The organism is Microcoleus sp. MOSTC5 (genome assembly GCF_036701825.1).
In the GTDB taxonomy this organism is placed as follows: Bacteria; Cyanobacteriota; Cyanobacteriia; order Cyanobacteriales; family Microcoleaceae; genus Microcoleus; species Microcoleus asticus.
Genome location: NZ_JAUBRK010000097.1, coordinates 1 through 18,470, shown reverse-complemented (window position 1 = coordinate 18,470; position 18,470 = coordinate 1). Strand labels below are relative to the sequence as shown.

18 protein-coding genes and 1 pseudogene are annotated in these 18,470 nt (G+C 45.0%); 5 read left to right on the top strand and 14 right to left on the bottom strand.

Annotated features, from left to right (window positions below; translation table 11 throughout):
• Positions 1-800: 800 nt before the first annotated feature.
• Positions 801-3,278 (bottom strand): phosphoketolase family protein, encoded by a 2,478-nt coding sequence (locus QUA54_RS31795; RefSeq protein WP_333418741.1) that lies wholly within the window; start codon positions 3,276-3,278, stop codon positions 801-803.
• An 829-nt stretch (positions 3,279-4,107) separates the two neighbouring features.
• Between QUA54_RS31795 and QUA54_RS31790 the strand changes: the two genes are divergently transcribed.
• Genes QUA54_RS31790 through QUA54_RS31780 form a run of 3 tightly spaced genes read left to right on the top strand, consistent with a single transcriptional unit; the run spans position 4,108 to position 4,653 of the window.
• Complete coding sequence (locus QUA54_RS31790; RefSeq protein ID WP_333418743.1) at positions 4,108-4,329, top strand: DUF433 domain-containing protein; 222 nt, start codon at positions 4,108-4,110, stop codon at positions 4,327-4,329.
• A gap of 4 nt (positions 4,330-4,333) precedes the next feature.
• On the top strand, positions 4,334-4,465 hold the full coding sequence (locus QUA54_RS31785) for a hypothetical protein (protein WP_333418739.1): 132 nt from the start codon (positions 4,334-4,336) through the stop codon (positions 4,463-4,465).
• Positions 4,459-4,653, top strand: coding sequence for a DUF5615 family PIN-like protein (locus QUA54_RS31780; RefSeq protein WP_333418737.1), 195 nt, complete (start codon positions 4,459-4,461; stop codon positions 4,651-4,653). The genes QUA54_RS31785 and QUA54_RS31780 overlap by 7 nt, the downstream gene beginning before the upstream one ends.
• A 136-nt stretch (positions 4,654-4,789) precedes the next feature.
• On the opposite strand, the gene QUA54_RS31775 is transcribed toward QUA54_RS31780, so the two are convergent.
• The gene (locus tag QUA54_RS31775; RefSeq protein ID WP_333418735.1) at positions 4,790-5,038 is read right to left on the bottom strand and encodes a hypothetical protein; all 249 of its coding nucleotides are present in this window, start codon (positions 5,036-5,038) and stop codon (positions 4,790-4,792) included.
• A gap of 410 nt (positions 5,039-5,448) precedes the next feature.
• On the opposite strand from QUA54_RS31775, the gene QUA54_RS31770 reads away from it, so the two are divergent.
• Positions 5,449-5,604 carry a hypothetical protein gene (locus QUA54_RS31770; RefSeq protein ID WP_333418733.1) on the top strand — a complete coding sequence of 52 codons (156 nt, stop codon included), beginning with the start codon at positions 5,449-5,451 and terminating at the stop codon, positions 5,602-5,604.
• 278 nt (positions 5,605-5,882) lie between these two features.
• Here the strand turns inward: QUA54_RS31770 and QUA54_RS31765 are convergent, their stop codons facing one another.
• From QUA54_RS31765 to topA, 4 genes are all read right to left on the bottom strand, one after another.
• Positions 5,883-6,050, bottom strand: coding sequence for a hypothetical protein (locus tag QUA54_RS31765; RefSeq protein WP_333418731.1), 168 nt, complete (start codon positions 6,048-6,050; stop codon positions 5,883-5,885).
• A gap of 17 nt (positions 6,051-6,067) precedes the next feature.
• Entirely contained in the window at positions 6,068-6,817 is a 750-nt protein-coding gene (locus tag QUA54_RS31760) for a HEPN domain-containing protein (protein WP_333418730.1), read from the bottom strand.
• Complete coding sequence (locus QUA54_RS31755; protein ID WP_333418728.1) at positions 6,801-7,871, bottom strand: AAA family ATPase; 1,071 nt, start codon at positions 7,869-7,871, stop codon at positions 6,801-6,803. Before QUA54_RS31755 ends, QUA54_RS31760 begins: the two co-directional genes overlap by 17 nt.
• Before the next feature lie 467 nt (positions 7,872-8,338).
• A complete protein-coding gene (gene topA, locus QUA54_RS31750) occupies positions 8,339-11,065 on the bottom strand; it encodes a type I DNA topoisomerase (RefSeq protein WP_333418726.1) in 2,727 nt (908 codons plus the stop codon).
• 466 nt (positions 11,066-11,531) lie between these two features.
• Here topA and QUA54_RS31745 point away from each other — a divergent pair, with 466 nt between their 5' ends.
• The gene (locus QUA54_RS31745) at positions 11,532-12,317 is read left to right on the top strand and encodes a VOC family protein (protein ID WP_333418723.1); all 786 of its coding nucleotides are present in this window, start codon (positions 11,532-11,534) and stop codon (positions 12,315-12,317) included.
• Here the strand turns inward: QUA54_RS31745 and QUA54_RS31740 are convergent.
• The 8 genes and pseudogenes from QUA54_RS31740 to QUA54_RS31710 all read right to left on the bottom strand — a co-directional run.
• Entirely contained in the window at positions 12,307-12,408 is a 102-nt protein-coding gene (locus tag QUA54_RS31740) for an AraC family transcriptional regulator (RefSeq protein WP_333418721.1), read from the bottom strand. The two genes, QUA54_RS31745 and QUA54_RS31740, sit on opposite strands and share 11 nt — an antisense overlap.
• Positions 12,409-12,799: 391 nt before the next feature.
• Positions 12,800-13,315, bottom strand: a complete 516-nt coding sequence (locus QUA54_RS31735; protein ID WP_333418720.1) for a helix-turn-helix domain-containing protein — start codon at positions 13,313-13,315, stop codon at positions 12,800-12,802.
• Positions 13,312-15,435 carry a SpoIIE family protein phosphatase gene (locus QUA54_RS31730; protein WP_333418718.1) on the bottom strand — a complete coding sequence of 708 codons (2,124 nt, stop codon included), beginning with the start codon at positions 15,433-15,435 and terminating at the stop codon, positions 13,312-13,314. Before QUA54_RS31730 ends, QUA54_RS31735 begins: the two co-directional genes overlap by 4 nt.
• A gap of 9 nt (positions 15,436-15,444) precedes the next feature.
• Positions 15,445-16,425, bottom strand: coding sequence for an ABC transporter substrate-binding protein (locus QUA54_RS31725; protein ID WP_333418716.1), 981 nt, complete (start codon positions 16,423-16,425; stop codon positions 15,445-15,447).
• Positions 16,422-17,414: an ABC transporter substrate-binding protein gene (locus tag QUA54_RS31720; protein WP_333418714.1), complete on the bottom strand. Its 993-nt coding sequence runs from the start codon at positions 17,412-17,414 to the stop codon at positions 16,422-16,424. The genes QUA54_RS31725 and QUA54_RS31720 overlap by 4 nt, the downstream gene beginning before the upstream one ends.
• A gap of 168 nt (positions 17,415-17,582) precedes the next feature.
• Positions 17,583-17,843: a transposase gene (locus QUA54_RS34660; RefSeq protein ID WP_445301609.1), complete on the bottom strand. Its 261-nt coding sequence runs from the start codon at positions 17,841-17,843 to the stop codon at positions 17,583-17,585.
• Complete coding sequence (locus QUA54_RS31715; RefSeq protein ID WP_333418712.1) at positions 17,839-18,147, bottom strand: transposase; 309 nt, start codon at positions 18,145-18,147, stop codon at positions 17,839-17,841. Before QUA54_RS31715 ends, QUA54_RS34660 begins: the two co-directional genes overlap by 5 nt.
• Positions 18,144-18,470, bottom strand: a pseudogene (locus QUA54_RS31710) (hypothetical protein); the annotation flags it as partial. The pseudogene QUA54_RS31710 and the gene QUA54_RS31715, both read right to left, overlap by 4 nt.

The following is an 18,470-nucleotide window of genomic DNA, read 5'->3' as shown; positions in this document are numbered from 1 at the left end:
ATTTAACAGGCTTCTCAATTCACATATCATTTTCAGTCTTTTTTGTCAACTCCTAATACTGAACCGACGCCCTAGCAGATGAATTAATGTACGCTCAAAAGCGCACAAAGAAGTGCGGAAATCGTTAAGCGGATGTGTGAAGTACCTACACGCAAGCTTGCTGTGAGTGTAGGCTTCTAGTATTCCTGAGAATTACTAGAACTTCCTTCGAGGTACTATTAGTAGTAGAGTCAGCTACTACAAGATTCCCTTTAAGGAATGATTGCTACTTCGTCAGCATCATCAGCAATAGAAATTCTATCAATATTTATTGAACCACGGGAACTAGCTATTAAAGATGACTGAAAACGTTTTTTTTCATTACCTACTTAATTCTACCTATTCAGACTAAACGCCCAAACCATAAAACAGATAGAAATTAGTAATAAACCACCAATTCTAATTCTTGGTGTATGGATAGTGCTGGTGTCAGAGTTGATTGAGAAAGCAATGTAAACTAACGGGGCAAGAACACCAATCTCAATCAATGAATTTCGGTAAAAATAATAGTTGAAGTGGTTTAACAAACCGACTGTGACCCAGGAAAGAAGACATTCTTATTCTCTATCAACGTTATGCCAGTTTAACGCCAGCGTCCGATCGCGCATCCCCCTCACTTCACTGCGTCGCCCCACTAAGATGACCATTACGGCAGATTTATTCTAATACAAATGGAATCCCGTAGGGACACGGCACTGCCGTGCCCTAATCCACAATCCTGTGCCGGACACCACATTGCCGTGTCCCTACCCAGAATATCGCTAGCCCGGTGCACCCGATCGCACAGTTTGTTCTGCAGTCGCCGCCGGATCTTTCGTTTCCTGCGGCGGTTCCGCCGAGGAAACCGGGCCCGCGTGCGGCCACTTCCAGTCGCGGATTTCCGGCATATCATCGCCGTGCTCGGTGATATACTGCGTGTGCTCGATCAGCTTGTCACGGATAGCTTGTTTGCCGTAAGCTGCTACAGAACTCAGTTTTGGAACGCGATCGAGTACATCTCCAACTAAATGGAATCGATCGAGATCGTTCATCACCACCATATCAAACGGCGTCGTAGTCGTTCCCTCTTCCTTGTAACCCCGAACGTGAATATTCGGGTGATTTGTCCGGCGGTAAGCCAATCGGTGAATCAGCCAAGGATAGCCATGAAAAGCAAAAATCACCGGCTTATCTTTCGTGAACAAACTATCAAACTCCTTGTCAGACAAACCGTGAGGATGTTCGCTAGAAGGCTGAAGTGTCATCAAATCCACCACATTCACTACCCGCACTTTTAAATCGGGATAATCTCGGCGGAGAATGTCAACAGCAGCCAAAGTTTCCAGCGTCGGAACATCACCCGCGCAAGCCATCACCACATCCGGTTCGCCGCCTTTATCGTTGCTGGCCCACTCCCAAATGCCGATGCCGGCCGTACAGTGTTTAATCGCAGCATCCATATCCAAATACTGCAATGCCGGCTGCTTCCCTGCAATAATCACGTTGACATAGTGGCGGCTGCGGAGACAGTGGTCCGTTACTGACAGCAAAGTGTTCGCATCCGGCGGCAAATAAATCCGCACAACTTCCGCTTTCTTGTTAATTACGTGGTCGATAAAACCCGGATCTTGGTGAGAAAAACCGTTGTGGTCTTGCCGCCAAACGTGAGAAGTTAGTAAGTAATTCAGAGAGGCGATCGGTCTGCGCCAAGGAATGTCGTTAGTAGTTTTCAACCACTTGGCGTGTTGGTTGAACATCGAATCGATGATATGAATAAACGCCTCGTAACAAGAGAAAAAGCCGTGGCGTCCCGTCAGCAAATAGCCTTCCAGCCATCCCTGACACATATGTTCGCTGAGGACTTCCATCACCCGGCCGTCGGGGGAGATGTGGTCGTCTTCGGGCAGAATGTCCGCCGCCCACACCCGGTCCGTCACTTCAAACACCGGATCGAGGCGGTTTGAGGCCGTCTCGTCAGGCCCGACAATGCGGAAATTGGCGTTTTCCTGATTGAGTTTCACCACCTCTCGCAGGAAACGACCAGTGACGCGGGTGGCTTCAGCCATTACAGTGCCCGGTTTTTGCACGTCAACGGCAAAGTCTTCAAATTCCGGCATTTTCAAGTCTCGCAGCAGCAGGCCGCCGTTAGCGTGGGGATTTGCCCCCATCCGCCGATCGCCCTTGGGTGCGAGTTCCGCCAATTCAGGAATTAACTTGCCCTTTTCGTCGAAGAGTTCTTCCGGCTTATAGCTTTTCATCCAATCTTCCAGGAGTTGGACGTGTCCCGGCTTAGAAGCCATTTCCGAAAGTGGGACTTGGTGCGATCGCCAATAATCCTCAGTTTTCTTCCCGTCAACATCCTTCGGCCCCGTCCAGCCTTTGGGAGTTTTCATCACAATCATCGGCCACTGGGGACGACCCGAATAGCCCTCCGTCCGGGCTTTTTCCTGAATCGCCTTAATTTCGCCGATGACTGTATCGAGAGTTGCAGCCATCAACTGGTGCACGGTTTCCGGGTCTGAACCTTCCACCCAATAAGGTTTGTAGCCGTAACCGACCATCAAACTTTCCAATTCCTCGCGCGGAATGCGGGCCAACAGGGTTGGATTGGCAATTTTGTAGCCGTTCAAGTGCAGAATCGGCAACACGGCCCCGTCCCGAACCGGGTTGAGAAACTTGTTAGAGTGCCAGCTAGCAGCTAGCGGGCCAGTTTCCGCCTCCCCGTCGCCGACAACGGCCGCCACAATCAAATCGGGGTTATCGAAGGCCGCCCCGTAAGCGTGTACCAGGGCGTAGCCGAGTTCGCCGCCTTCGTGAATCGAACCGGGGGTTTCCGGGGCTACGTGGCTGGGGATACCGCCGGGAAAGGAGAACTGTTTGAACAGCCGCTTGATACCCTCTTCATCTTGGGAAATGTTCGAGTAATATTCGCTGTAAGTTCCTTCGAGATAGGTGTTGGCGACCAAGCCCGGCCCGCCGTGTCCGGGGCCTGCGATGTAGATGGTGTTGAGGTCTTGGGCTTTAATGATGCGGTTGAGGTGGACGTAGATGAAGTTGAGGCCTGGAGTGGTGCCCCAATGTCCGAGGAGTCTCGGTTTGACGTGTTCGATTTTGAGGGGTTCTTTTAGTAGGGGGTTGTCGAGGAGATAGATTTGTCCGACGGATAGGTAGTTTGCCGCGCGCCAGTAGGCGTTCATTTTGTGTAGTTCTGAGTCGGAAAGCGGCTTTAATTGCGGGATCTCGGTTGTTCCTAGCATCATCAGCGATTGCCTCCTGAGTTTTGGTTGTTTTGTAAAGTGCGATCGATATTAATTTTTTATCTGTGACATTTTGTATTTAAACTCGATGTCTTCCACGGAAACTATTGAATTCTAGCTCGTTTATGTCTAAATTAAAGTTTAAATCAATGTTAATTTCTGGCTAAATATGGCACGACTTTGATGCAATAAAGGCGGCTACTTGCGGGGATCGAGGAATTCAGCAATACATAATAGGATTTACACCAAAGTTTTTGTAGGCTGTGCACTGCGCACTGAGCCTTACTATATGTTGCGACCGGTAGGATGTGTTGTGCAAGTCCCCAAAAAGATACTTCTCAAGGTAGAAGTCATAAGGATTTATAGGCTAAATTAATTTAACTTGAGCCCGACAGAGGGCTGATACCAGTTATTAAAAAAAATGCAACTGTAGGCAATATCCAAAGCTTTATGTGGTCAGTCATGCCCAATCTAAAATCTAAAATCTAAAATGGTATGATTCCTTTTCGGTTAAAGTTTTTTATGTTCGTTTAAGCTCAGGGTAAAAGGGTGAGCAATTTTTATAATTTAGAGAGTTATCAATAATTTAAAAAGATATAGCAATGCTATTTCATTTGTGAATCGGCTTTTTTTAAATCAACGGTAGAGGCGCAGAGAAAGAAAGCAGAGAGAAAGGAATTGCGTATAATAGCAAATACCTACAGAATTCATAAATCAAATAGGTTCTCTGACAATCCAATAATCAGAAGCACAACTCCTAGCCTTAACGCCAAAAAAGAAAGCTCAAATTATCTAATTATTAACCCAAAATTTAGCTAACACCTGACCATAAATTAACAAAACTATCGGTGTCTGTGGCGGTGATGCTTGTATTAGAAAGAGTCGCATTCCTGTTTGGGTGCTGGCGAGTTTTCGCCGCTTGGGTATGAACGAGTCTCAACTCTTAGATAACTATCCCACACTAACTGCTACTGATTTAGCAAATGCGTGGCCTTATGCGGCAGCTTTTTCTGATGAAATTGAAATAGCTATCCGCGAGAATGACGAGGATTGACATAATGGCGCGTGTTTATGCTGACGAACAATTTTCCAGAGTGGTTATAGAATTGCTGCGCCCTATCATTCAGAATATTCTGACAGTGCAAGAAGCCGGAAAGGATAACCCAAAATTCCTGACCAAGAAGTGTTAGCTTTTGCAGTAAGTGAAAATCGAGCTGTTTTAACTCAAAATCGCCGTTATTTTATCAGACTGCACAGGTTACAGCCTGACGATGCTGGAATTATTGTCTGTAGGGGAGAGAATGATGTAACAACAATGGCTGCTAACATTAATCAGGCTATTTCCCCAGTTGAAACATTAACAGGTGAATTGATTTGAGTCGATCGCACTCTCGTCGCCATCTATATCTTAAGCGATCGCCACAAAGTAAAGTACAGCAATCTCATTCCGAAAATCACTGCATCGGTTTGATTGCTTGCTAGATGCCATCGCCGATATTTTCCGCTGAAAAAACTTAGGACGCGACTAAAACCGGGCACTCTGAAATCCGGCAACTATTGGACACAGCAGGTTGCTGCGAAACGACTCGCAGTTCGTGAGGATACCGGGGACGCGGGTCATTTTCTAACCAGATGGGCGGTACCATCATCACTTCATAGTAAGCGATCGTATGCAAAACCCCTGGCTGGGACTTCAACTCGACTGTCAAGCCCGCTCGGTACTCAAATGCTTCTTCCCAGTCTAAGTTTTCATTGATACCCATTGCGATCGCGCCTCTTAATCTTGTTTCTTTTCTCAATTGTAGAGCCCTACATAAAAGATTGGGTACTTTCTGTTGCTTATGATACAATTTTTAACCTTATATGTTGGTTCCCTGACAATTTAACAGAGAGGAGCAATTGTCAATAAGTAAATAGGATGATTTAGCCGACTGGTGAAAAGCAAGCTGCAAAGGTAGGCTTGACAAGAGTTTGAGTTGATATGTCTCAAAATAAATAGGGGCGATCGAACCGCACAGACGTTTATGACACAAAGGAAGAGAAGAGAAGAGAATTTTAAGGACGGAAGTACAAATCTATTTTTGCCCTGTTGTCTAGTGTTTTACAAATAAAGAAACCCGGTTTCTTTAAGAAACCGGGTTCCTGGGATGAGTGAGAACTAAACTAATTTCACTTGGTTTTCTACTTTGTCGCTGTCGCCGTCTTTTTAGCAGTTGTTTTCTTCGCCACAGTCTTCTCAGTTGCAGTTTCCGATTTTACCGCAGCAGTTTTAGTTGGCTTCTTCGACTTGCTGCTAGTTTTTCCCCTGCTGCTGCTGGCTGGGTTATAGGGGGAGTTTGTCGATCGCACATATCGCCTTTCTGGTGGCTGAGGAGATTTTAGACCAGCGCGAGGTCATTGATAGGGGGTTAGTGCGATTGATCGCACTAACGCGCGTTAAGTTGTTTAATCCGCGCACTCAACAATGATCACAATATTTTGCTGCGAGTGAAGACGCTTAAACCCCACATTTGAATGAATATTAACCTGCTTGTACCAAAGAACGAACTGTTAAGATTTCATCAGGGCGGAGAACTTCTACAGTAGAGATTGGGACGGCTATGACTGTCATAGACTCACCAACAGCATTAAATATTTCCAACAGACAGCCCTCTTCACCACCACTAGGATGAGAAACAAAATTAACCCATGACTTACCAGAATATCTCCTGCTTTGAGTTGATATTCTGGTAAGTCACGGGTTAAAGCAACTTCCTGATATAGCTCTAGGGTCATGTCAATTCTCCTTGCATTCACAGAACTTGATGAATGCTCTCAACAATCTGCTCAATAAAGTCTACTGCATTGCCAACAAGCACCTCGTCAATATTCCATCTATTTCCGATGTTAAAAGTTGGATCTATATCAGCTTCATGAGCAATCTTATTTCTCCGATCAACTATCGAATTGAGTTGTTGCTTAATATCTTTTACTGGTTTGCTTATCTTATTAGCCACCTCATCCCACAACTTTTTGTCTGAAATATATCTGATTGCATCAGCAATTTTGTCGGCTTGCTGGAAGCTCTGATATCCCAGACGTTCCCTAATCTCATTCTCCAGCCAAGAGGCATTATTCAGCCTCTTCACAACGCTACTTGATATTGCAGGGATTAAGGCTGCAACCGTATAAGATTGTTGAAGAAAAGCATAACCGTGAGTTTGTTCAATTTCAGTTTCCAGCCATGAGGCAATATCAATCGCCGCTAATCGCTCTTGACGAGCACCACCCAACGACACTTGAAAACGTGAGAATGCTGACTGAGTAGTATTTGCTGAAGGCGTTGGTTCCGAACGTTGTCCTCGATGAATTTCTAACATTCCTAATGTCACAACCTCATGCACGTAATAATCCAACGCGCTCACTGCAAGAACTAGCGCGGCTCGTAGCATATCTGACACATCTAGCACACCAGTAGCTTGAGCTTTAATGGAATTATGAAGGGCAATTAGGTCTCGGACGCGACTAATGCTAATACGAAATTGGTCAAGCGCTGACTGCATATACGGAGCTTTCTGAACTTAATGCAATGATTTTATCTGCCAAGTCTGAAAAAGTTTGTCTAAACTCTTCCTGCTTCTTCTGGTTTTGCTCCAAGACAACCCCTTGTTGTACCAATTGCTGAGGTGTTAAAGCATAAACTGGTGTTCGATGTTCTTGAGACAGAGCAATCAGACTGTTAAAGTTTGAAATCTTCGCAAGGGAGAGGCTGTCTTTAAGTCCCTGCTCCCGGTAAGTCTGGTCTGGCAGCATCATATTGCTTTGGCGTAAAGTTGGAATCAATTTGTCAGAAACAGTTTTCTCAATCTTCTCAATCCAGGTTTGGAAAGCAGCAGTTTCTTTGCCTCGAATGATTCGATAGTTCTGAACAATTGTCCCTAAAAAACGTAGAGTAATGTCAGGAAACGGATAATTTGCTTCTTTCAGGATTTGGAGTGAGCTTGCCGACTTTGCCCAGGCATACCATCTTGGCAAGACCTTAGCCAAAGAGTCGATTGCCATCACGGAGAAAAAGTCAGCAGTAGTAGGCACTAAGAAAAAGTCACTTATCATCAGCAGATTCTGATTAATTGAACCTAAGCTTGGACTCATATCAATCAGCATATAATCTGCATTAAACTTAGTCGCTGTCTTTTCAAGCAAATCATTGATAGAACCTGGTAAATTCTTCAGAGTTTGAATTGAGCCACTTAATTCTTGAGCAATACCTAGTGTCACTTCATACTCAGCCAAACCAACATTACCAGGTAGAAGGAATAAATCATTCCGACCTTGTATTGGGATACAATCCACAGCTTCAATTGCTCTTGGTTGTGACTCAAAAGCGGGAGCCAGCCCTGTCTTTATGTTTGAGGTTGTATTGTAGATTTCTTGAATTCTCCTCTCATCATCCTCAGTTTCTTCTCCCAGAGTCAGGCCAGTGAGGTTACATTGTGGATCGGTATCCACAAGAATCACTCTTTTTCCTTTGGAAGCAAGCATCCAGCCTAGATTAAACGTAGTTGTGGTCTTACTAACCCCGCCCTTGTGGTTGAATAGGGCAATTTTCTGAACCATTGCATCAAGCCTTTTGGTAAATGTCGCGATCGCTGGTCATCCAAAACAGAACCTAGAAGGCGAAGAATTATTTCACCTCTAACCATAAGTATAACTTGGAGCCTTCTGGCTGGAGTCTTGTACCCAAAAAAACTAAGTTTCCACCCAACAATTTCAAGGTGGCTTCCATACACTTAAGCAGAGCAAGCTAATTAAGCGTTAACCCGCAAATGCGGACTCAACACCTCAGATCATCCGAAAGTATCGCATATTTTGTATACTATCAAGTTCTACTTAAGAAAATTATCAAAAATTTCCAGCTCGGTGGGTCGTAATGCCCTAAGACACTCTAACCCAATTTTAAGGACTGAAGTCCTTACTACAAACCTAAATTTGTGCAGTATTTTACCAACAAAAAAACCGGGCGGGCACGGGGGCACCGCCCTTACACCGTCCGGGTTTCTCGATCAGTGAAAACTACACTAAACTCAAGTTGTCTTCTTCTTAGTCGCAGTCGCAGTCGCCGCCTTCTTAGTAGTCGTTTTTTTCGCCCCAGTCGTCGTCTTTTTAGCAGTGGTTTTCTTCGCCGCAGTCTTCTCAGTTGCAGTCTCGGACTTCGCCGCCGCAGTCTTAGTAGACTTCTTCGACTTGCTGCTAGATTTACCGCCTCCCGCTGCTTCCTTGGTTGCTAACAATTCCAGTGCTCTTTGTAAGGTGAAATTCTCCACAGATTCATCCTTCGACAAAGAAGCATTGATATCGCCGTGTTTCACGTAAGGGCCATAGCGGCCATCGTAAACATTAAGCGGTTCTCCCGATTCTGGATGCGCGCCCAATTCTTTCAAAGGTGTGGCTGTTTTGCTGCTGCCCCGAACGGCTTTTGGTTGCGCTAACATTTCCAATGCCCGATCGAGCTCGATCGTCAAAACATCATCCGGCGGTTTGATCGATCGATAATCTTTCCCCACCTTACCCTGGTCGTGCACCACATAAGGCCCGTACATCCCCAAATTAGCTTGCACCTTCGCCCCCGTCTCCGGGTGAGTGCCCAACAACCGGGGTAAAGTCAACAAACTCACCGCCATATCCAGCGTCACGCTATCCTTATCCGTCCCCTTCGGTAAAGAAGCCCGCTTCGGTTTCTTGTTCGTTTCCGAAACTTCCCCTAACTGAACGTATGGCCCATAACTGCCAATCAGCACATAAATCGGTTCCCCGGTTTCCGGGTGAAGACCCAATTTTTCCGGGCCTTCCGTTTTTTGCTTTAACAGAAACTCCACTTGTTCCGGGTCTAAATCTGCCGGCGTCAAATCTTGGGGAATCGATGCTTTTACCAGGCCTTCTTCGCTTTCTGATTCCAGGTATGCGCCGAATTTGCCGATGCAAACTTTAGCTGAAATATTCTCCAATACCACAGTTCGGGCAACTTTCGCGTCAATCTGGCTTTCCTGTTCTTTGACTTGGGTTGCGAGTCCGGTTTCCCCTGTATAAAACTTTTGCAAATACGGCAGCCATTTCGCCTCGCCGGTAGCAATTTCATCGAGGGTTTGTTCCATTCGGGAAGTAAAACCGGTGTCTACTAAATCGGGAAAATGCGTTTCCAATAAAGTCGTGACGGCGAAAGCAGTGAATGTCGGAATTAGGGCGTTAGCTATTAATTTGGCATATCCCCGATCGACAATTGTACCGATAATACTCGCATAGGTACTCGGACGGCCCACGCCTTCGCTTTCGAGCATTTTGACCAGAGAAGCTTCCGTATAGCGGGCGGGAGGTTGAGTTTCGTGCCCAACTGCCTCTAAATCCTTACAATTAGGTTTATCCCCCACCTTCAGCGCCGGCAAAATCACCTCTTGGTCTTCCAGCGCCGCATTCGGATCGTCGGAACCTTCCACGTAGGCCCGCAAAAAGCCGGGAAAATCAATGCGTTTGCCGCTGGAACGGAAACCGGCATCTTCTACCTGAGTTAATACAGTGACGTGAGTTTGGCGGGAATCGGCCATTTGAGAAGCCACAGTCCGCTTCCAAATCAAATCGTAGAGGCGGAAATCAATGCCATCCAATCCGGTTTGCTGCGGAGTCCGAAAAGTGCTGCCGGCGGGACGGATAGCTTCGTGGGCTTCCTGCGCGCCTTTGCTTTTGGTGGTGTATTTGCGCGGTTGGGGGCTGAGGTATTCGCTGCCGTAAAGTTCTTGCACGCAACTGCGCGCCGCTGCGATCGCCTGTTCGGACAAATGCACCGAATCCGTCCGCATATAGGTGATAAAACCGCGTTCGTAGAGACTTTGGGCAATGCGCATGGTTTCCCGCGCACCCAGCCGCAGTTTGCGGTTAGCTTCCTGCTGCAAAGTCGAGGTCGTAAACGGCGGGGAAGGTTTGCGGGTGACTGGCCGTTCTTCGAGATTGGTGACAGTCCAGGGTTTGTTTTGGATGCGTGAGAGTAAAGCCCGCGCCTGTTCTTGGTTGAGCAAAAGTACACGGCGGCCGGAGATAATTTGCCCGGTATTTTCATCAAAATCGCTGCCATTTGCAACTTTCACATTGCCGACTGTCACGAGTTTGGCATCAAAGGAAATCTTGCCCTTTTCCAAAAGGGCTTTCAAATCCCAGTAGCTACCTTGGCGGAAAGCGCGGCGTTCGCGTTCCCGGCGCACCAAAAGCCTGACTGCGACTGACTGGACTCTACCGGCCGACAAACCCCAAGCGATTTTTTTCCACAGTAGCGGAGAGAGTGTGTAACCGACGAGTCGATCGAGAATTCGGCGAGTTTCTTGGGCTTGTACTACTCGATTGTCGATATCGCGGCAGTGAGTTAAGGCGTCGCGGATAGCTTCGCGGGTGATTTCATGAAACACCATCCGCTTGATAGGCACTTTGGGTTTGAGGATTTGCAGCAAATGCCAGGAAATGCTTTCGCCTTCCCGGTCTTCGTCAGTGGCTAGAATCAGTTCTGTGGCGTCTTTGAGGGCGTCTTTGAGTTCTTTAACAATTTTCTTTTTATCTTTCGGGATGACGTAGAGGGGTTCAAAGTCTGCCTCCACGTTTACGCCGAGTTGCGCCCATTTTTCTCCTTTCACGGCTTCTGGTATTTCTTCGGCGGAGGATGGTAGGTCGCGGACATGGCCCATCGATGCCTCTACACGGTAGGTGGAGGGCAGGAAGTTGCGGATGGTACGGGCTTTTGTGGGAGATTCGACGATGACTAAGGTTGACATGGCATCTTTTAAATATGGATGGCAGCGCAGCTAGAGGGTCTAAGTTAGAGAGTTTAGGTCAGATGTCAAGGCTTCTTTCAACTTTGGGCGATTATTTTCAAACTACCTTAATTTTTAAGTTACTGCCGATCGGGTGGCAGGTGACAATGTGATGAGATTTTACTGCTTTCGGGGCAGAGGCTGCGAATCGCGTCTCTACAAGATGCACCGGATAATGACCTGACTCTAACAGAATTGTCGGTAACTGGATGTTGAGACTGCTGGATGCGGGCGGATGGTTCCTCAATCTGGTTGTAACTTGAAGCTTGGGAATTTTGGGCGATCGATTGCGCGATTTTAGATTTTAGATTTTAGATTTTAGATTTTAGATTGGGAAAGATTGACTCAGTAGAGGTTTGGGACTATCGATTGCGCGATTTTAGATTTTAGATTTTAGATTTTAGATTGGGAAAGATTGACTCAGTAGATGTTTGGGACTTTGGTACAGTACGCTGTGCAGTATAAGCGCGGCGATCGGAAAAAAAGCAATCACAGAGGATTAAAATTATTTGAGCTAGCGATCGATTCTCTGAACAATGCTATGACATTTGAATTCGACCATCTTTTCATCCTTACTGATATTGGTGCTTCGGAAGCTAATCGTTTATCATCCTTCGGTTTAGTTGAGGGTGCATCTCGCATTCATCGCGGACAAGGTACAGCCAATCGCTGTTTCTTTTTCCATAACGCAATGTTGGAATTGTTATGGATTCACGATCCAGAAGAGGCGCAGTCTCAGCCAATTCATCAGACTCGTCTTTGGGAGCGATCGACAAATCGGAATAATGGTGCGTGTCCATTTGGCATTTGTTTGCGTCCAGCCCAAGGTTCTGAAGACACAGTTGCATTTTCTAGTTGGGCATATCGTCCACCTTATTTATCTGAAACGATGAGTATCGCAGTAGGAACAAATAGTGATGTGTTGACAGAACCGATGCTTTTCCAAATTTCCTTTAGTCAACGTCCAGATCGATACTCTGCCCAGAAGTCACAGCCTTTGGAGCATGGTGTTGGTTTACGCGAAATTACTCGTGTAGAATTAGTCAGTCCTGCTGCCAATAATTCGTCACCTGAACTTCAAGCAGTGCTTGAGACAAATCAGGTAAAGTTACGGATAGGAACCAAGTATTTTGTGGAGCTTGGTTTTGATGGAGAAGTGCAGGGACAACAGGTTGATTTTCGACCTGGATTGCCGCTTATTATCAGTTGGTAATGTAAGCTGTAGTAGTCATACCCGTAAGCTGCCGAAACTGTTTACTCAAATGGCTGTGGCTATTGAACCCACACTTTAAGCTAATTTTCATAATCGATCGCTCTTTTTGTTTTAACAACAGCTTTGCCCTATCAATATCCGCTATTGCAGCAGATATTTATCAGGAACCCTGCCGATCGCCTCTTTGAACAGATGACTAAATTAAAATTTACTCAGGCCTAGCAATGCAGCTAAATCAGCAAGCTTGAGGTCTTGACTTAGATATTTGTTGATGTATAGTATTTATCAGCTTTGTGGGAACTGCCCATATAAATAATAACATGAGAAAACTCCATTTCACTTTACCTATTGGTTTGACTCCAAAAGCTGTAATCTTGTTTTTTTCAATTGTTTTTAAGCAAATTTATTCTCGTTTCATCTTGAAACCAATATTTGAGTTTATTTTTTTGCTGGATTTGTGTTAGTAGACTCTAACCATAAAGCTACTTTGAGGAATTTTCTTGAGCTTTTTTTATTTTCAGCTCGATGTCGGCATCCTGAGCTTTTTCGTTATTCACAGGCTTCGATACCTTTAATTTGGCTTTCATGCGATAATGTAATTGCTTGTGTAATGTTTGATATTTAACAGATACGTGATAGTTATCTTCTACCCATTGACCGATTTCTTTATAAGTCTTAAAATCACAGGATTCTTCACTTAATTTTTGTGAAAGTCCGGCTATTACGGCTGAGGGAATTACTCGGGGTCTACCAGTTGGTTGCCGTATTTTTAACAGTTCTGGCAGACCGCCCGCCATATATTGTTTTAACCATCTATGTACAGTAATTCTATGTACACCTAAACGTTCAGCTACATCTGTAAGGCTTTGACTCGCTCCAGCTTTTAACCAATAAAGAGCCTGAATTTTTTGTCGATTAGCTAGAGTTCGCTCCTGCGACAGAATTTTTTTTAACTCGTCTGCTGTTAAATCAATTCTTTCTTGGTAGTTTACTTTCATAAAGTATTCCTCAAACTTTCAGCTTGATTGTAGCATATTTTTGGAGAACTGATATTATTAACTAAATTTCCCTTTTCAGTAACGTCAGCCTGCCGCTTAAAGACTAGCAACGTAATATCATCAAACACTTTCTGCTTACCGATATGTTGCCGTACATCTAGAATCACCGCATCCTTAACTTCTGCGGCAGACTTGTGCCAATTTTGACCGATCACTTCACAGAGTTGCTTAAGTCCATACTGCTTTTTACCGATGTTATAGGCTTCTGGAATGCCATCGGTATATAGCACCACGCCATCTCCAGGTTCTAGCTCAATTGAAATGTGACTGATGAAGCGTGCGATATCATCATCTAAAGCGATCGGCAAGCCTAAATCCATCGTGTCGATGCGCTCAACCTCTCCATTTTTTCGCACCACTAGCGTTTCTTCATGCTGACCGCTGATGCTGATCAGTCCTTCGGAGTAGCTCAAAATCGCCAGCGTCAGACTTTTTTCAGAATTCATGCGCTGCACGTTTTTGTAGAGGGTACGGTTGAGTACATCCAGGAATCGAACGGGGTCGAGTTCACGAATCTCTTGCAGAGTGCGAACTGAGGTTTGCGCCATCAGCATCAGAATGCCGCTTTCCAGGCCGTGTCCGGTGACATCACCGATAGCCAGTGTGACAATACCATCGATCTGTAGCACGTCGTAGTAGTCACCTCCTACTTCATCAGCGGGTTCCATGTATCCGGCGATATCTAGTCCGTCAATTTCCAGTTCCTCAGGGTTGGGCAAAATCATTTGCTGGATCTGACGCGCCACATTCAATTCTGCACCTAAGCGGAGGTTGTCTACTTTGAGTTTGTCGTTGAGGGCAATGATTTCTTGATTAGCATTAGCGAGTTCTGCTGTTCGTTCTTTAACTTTGTCTTCGAGGGTTTCAAAGGATTCTTTGAGTTGCCTCGCCATGCTGTTGAAGGATCGTGCCAGCAAACCGATTTCGTCTTGCGATCGCATCTTCACACGGATGTCTAAGTTACCCGCCGTAAACTGGGCAACCGCTTGGGTGAGGTCAATCAGAGGCTTTGTTAATAGTTGTGCGATCGCAAAAGCAATGATAGTTACAATTCCGGCGATGATTGCTAATAAAAGAAGTGCATCGCGTATTTGTTTTTCTACAGGTGCTAGGGCAACGGCAATCGGCTGTGCGAAAACGACTGACCAACGTTGACGTTTCAGGTGGGCGATCGCTAAAAGGCTCAACTCATTATTACCCGTAGCTGCCAATCGTGTGGTTAGATAAGGCTGTTTAGTGTCTAATGCTTGCTTGAGGTCGGGCAAATTGATTGCAACTTCTTTCGTTAGATTCTTAGGCAAACGCCGTTCGCGTTGCAGTTTCGCTACAACATTGGGTGGCAAAGGCACAATCGATTTGAAAAGGAGTTCGGGTTTAGTGCTATGTGCCAGATGGATATAGTGTTCATCTAAAAGAACTGCTAACGATTTCGCACCTGCGTGTTCAGTTTCCCGAGTCACCAACTGCTGGACAGATGTGGCATTGTATGTCACCCGCAATACACCCAATATATTTCCCTTCGCATCGCGAACAGGACTGCTAAAAAAAAGCGTAACGAGGTTGGGAATTGTCGGCGATTGCCTCATACTAGAAACAAAAGGTCGTTGAGTTTTGAGTAGTTCTTGGAAGTAATCTTGACCGGATTCATCTCGTCCAATATCCGGTGTATTCGTATCGAGTACATTCCGTCCCTTTAAGTTGAGCAAGGCATAGGAGATAATATTAAGCATATCTTTGCGACTGAGCCGGGTTAAGGTTTCAGTCGCTAACATCTCTTGGGGACTACCATTTCGCCGTTCTGGAGGTAGGCCCAGATAGGCTGCCAAACCTGGTAAAATCGCTTCTACGCGCACGGCATCGAGATTCCCATTAATAAACCCATCTATTCTGTTAGCGGTTTCGTTAGCCTCAGCAGATAGGGCTTGTCGTGCGTTGTCGGTCAAGGCATTTTCAGTTGTATGTTTGTCGATAAATGCTAACAGCAGCAATGGAATCAGAGCAACGACGAGAAACGACACGATTAACTTTGTACGAATGCTATTGAAAAAGGAGCGCTTCATGGTTTCAGACTAGGGGGGGGTTAAGAAAGAAGAATTGAACAAGGTTTCTAGATTATTGGGAAGGCGCGTCACATTGCCAGCGCGAATAAAAAAGTCCGCATATTTCTTGGCGGTTTTGTAGATATAATTAGGACTGTCTGATTGAAAGAACTTTTGATTTTCTGCAAAGCCAGTGAGGTCTATTCCCTCGAAAGATAGTGTATTGCTGGGAATATTCAACGCTTTGCTCACGATCGCGTTTCCTTCTGGAATATTTGCTTTCCAATATGACAAGCCTTGAAACCAGCCTCGCACAAAGGCGCGAATATCTTCGGGGCGATCGCGTATGGCCTCACCCCGAAACGCGATCAAATCCAAAATTAAGCCTGGGGTTTGTTTGCTTGTAAACAAAATTTTTGCTCCTAATTTTAATGATTCAGAAAGATGCGGTTCCCAAGTGTGCCCTGCTTGGATAGCATTGTTTTGTAAGCGCTGGGGAACGTCTAAACCATCAACTTTAACCAGCCTAACATCATCGCTTGTCAGCTTAGAGATTTTCAACATCTCAGTAACGAAAACTTCGCTAAAGCCGCCTAGATTTGCACCAAGCTTTTTTCCTTTCAAGTTAAGAATTGTTTTAATGCCGGATTGCGCGACTACCACATCTGCACCTGTCGATTCATCCACAACCATCACAGCTTGGATATCAGGATTTGTGGCACTCAAGATCATGAAATCTCCCAAGGTTAATCCGATCCCATCATACTTCCCTGCACTGAAATCTGCTTGTTGCAATTGTAAGTAGTCTACATAGCTCAGTTCCACGTCTATCCCTTGCGCTTTGAAGAATCCTTTCTCTTGAGCAATGATGCCAGGTCTATGGCCAACAAAAGAGATAAAACTTACTTTCAGGGGAGGACGTTTTACTTTTAGAGATTCCGGAGAATGACAAGCAAACAGCAGCCAGCAGGTAATAATAATAAAGATGCTGTTGAAAAAGGTGCGCTTCATGGTTTCAGACTAGGAGGGGGGGCTAAGAAAGAAGAATTGAACAAGGTTTCTAGATTGGGAAGGCGCGTCACATTGCCAGCGCGAATAAAAAAGTCCGCATACTTATTGGCGGTTTTGTAGATATAATTAGGACTGTCTGATTGAAAGAACTTTTGATTTTCTGCAAAGTCAGTGAGGTCTATTCCCTCGAAAGAGATTGTATTGCTGGGAATATTCAACGCTTTGCTCACGATCTCGTTTCCTTCGGGAATATTTGCTTCCCAATATGACAAGCCTTGAAGCCAGCCTCGCACAAAGGCGCGAATATCTTCGGGGCGATCGCGTATAGCCTCACCCCGAAACGCGACTAAATCCAAAATTAAGCCTGGGGTTTGTTTGCTTGTAAACAAAATTTTTGCCCCTAATTTTAATGCTTCAGAAAGATAGGGTTCCCAAGTGTGTCCTGCTTGGATAGTATTGTTTTGCAAGCGATCGGGAACGTCTAAAGCCTCGACTTTAACCAGCCTAACATCATCGCTCGTCAGCTTAGAGGTTTTCAACATCTCAGTAACGAAGACTTCGCTAAAGCTGCCTAGATGTGTACCAAGTTTTTTTCCTTTCAAGTTAGGGATTGTTTTAATGTCCGATTGCGCGACTACCACATCTGCACCTGTCGATTCATCCACAACCATCACAGCTTGGATATCAGGATTTGTGGCACTCAAGATGATAAAATCGCCCAAGGTCAATCCGATCCCATCATACTTCCCTGCACTGAAATCCGCGTCTTGCAATTGTGAGTAGTCTACATAGCTCAGTTCCACGTCTATTCCTTGCGCTTTGAAGAATCCTTTCTCTTGAGCAATGATGAGAGGTGTATAGCCAACAAAAGGAACACAAGATATTTTTAGGGGAGGACGTTTTACTTTTAGAGGCTCCCGAAAATGACAAGCAAACAGCAGCCAGCAAGTAATAATAAAAATACAGATGTAATTGAGTGGTTTAGACATACTATATAGAGCATTCCTGGTGTAAAAAAGGCGAGTCATATTTTCTTAAGCCCGATCGACCTAAGTGCATCGTCCGCAATCACCTTAACCTCAGAATAGCCACCCCTGTCAAGCTGATAAATAAAAAGGTTGGGGGAACTGCGACGAAAGATACAGCACTTCCAGATGTTATGAGGTACAGTAGCAGCAATTAGTAAACCAGTTTTTGAGATGTTGAGGATTCATTAAATCCAAAGCCACAGCAATTATGGTGTCAACCATTTTAGTGGTGGTTGGTGAAAACTGTCGCAATAAAGATTTGAGTTGCGACCACCATAATTCAATTGGATTAAAATCAGGAGAGTATGGGGACAAACACAATATTGAAGCACCCATAGCTTCAATCATAGGCTTAATTGAAGCTAGTTTATGCGCGGGTAAATTATCAATTCACGTCTACTGCTCCCGACCACAATTGTGGCGCTAAAATTTTCTCGATAAACACCTCAAATGCTTGGCTATCCATCGAGTTATCTAGGGTCATTAATGCCACTATTTGCGTGAGACTAATTGCACCAATTACTGTGACTTTTTTGCCTCGATAAAAAGGTTTGACCGCATAGGCCCTAGTTCCTAGTTGAGAACGTGCATGAGTTCGGCTTAAACCTAGCAATACTCCAGTCTCATCTAAAAATACTAAATTTTTTGGCTCGATGTCCTTGACTTTTTCCCAATACTCTAACCTTAACTTCATGACTCTTTCTGTTCCTGCTTGGCTACTCCTGATAGTTTTTTTTTGCGATTTAATCCTAACTTCTGTAAGGCACTACACATTGCTGTTCTACCTACCCAATTTCCGGTCTTTTGGGCGAATAACTCACACAATTCTACCAAGGTTGCATCGGGATGTGCTGCCACTATTTCTCTTACTTCTGTTGAGCCGTTATTTAAATGACTTAATCTGGGTTTCCCCCTGGGTTTAGGCTGTAAATTTCCTTCTATTTTTTGTTGCTTGACAAGTTTTTGAACTAAGCTTTTACTGCAGGCAAATATTTCTGCTGTTTTTCTGATCGACAG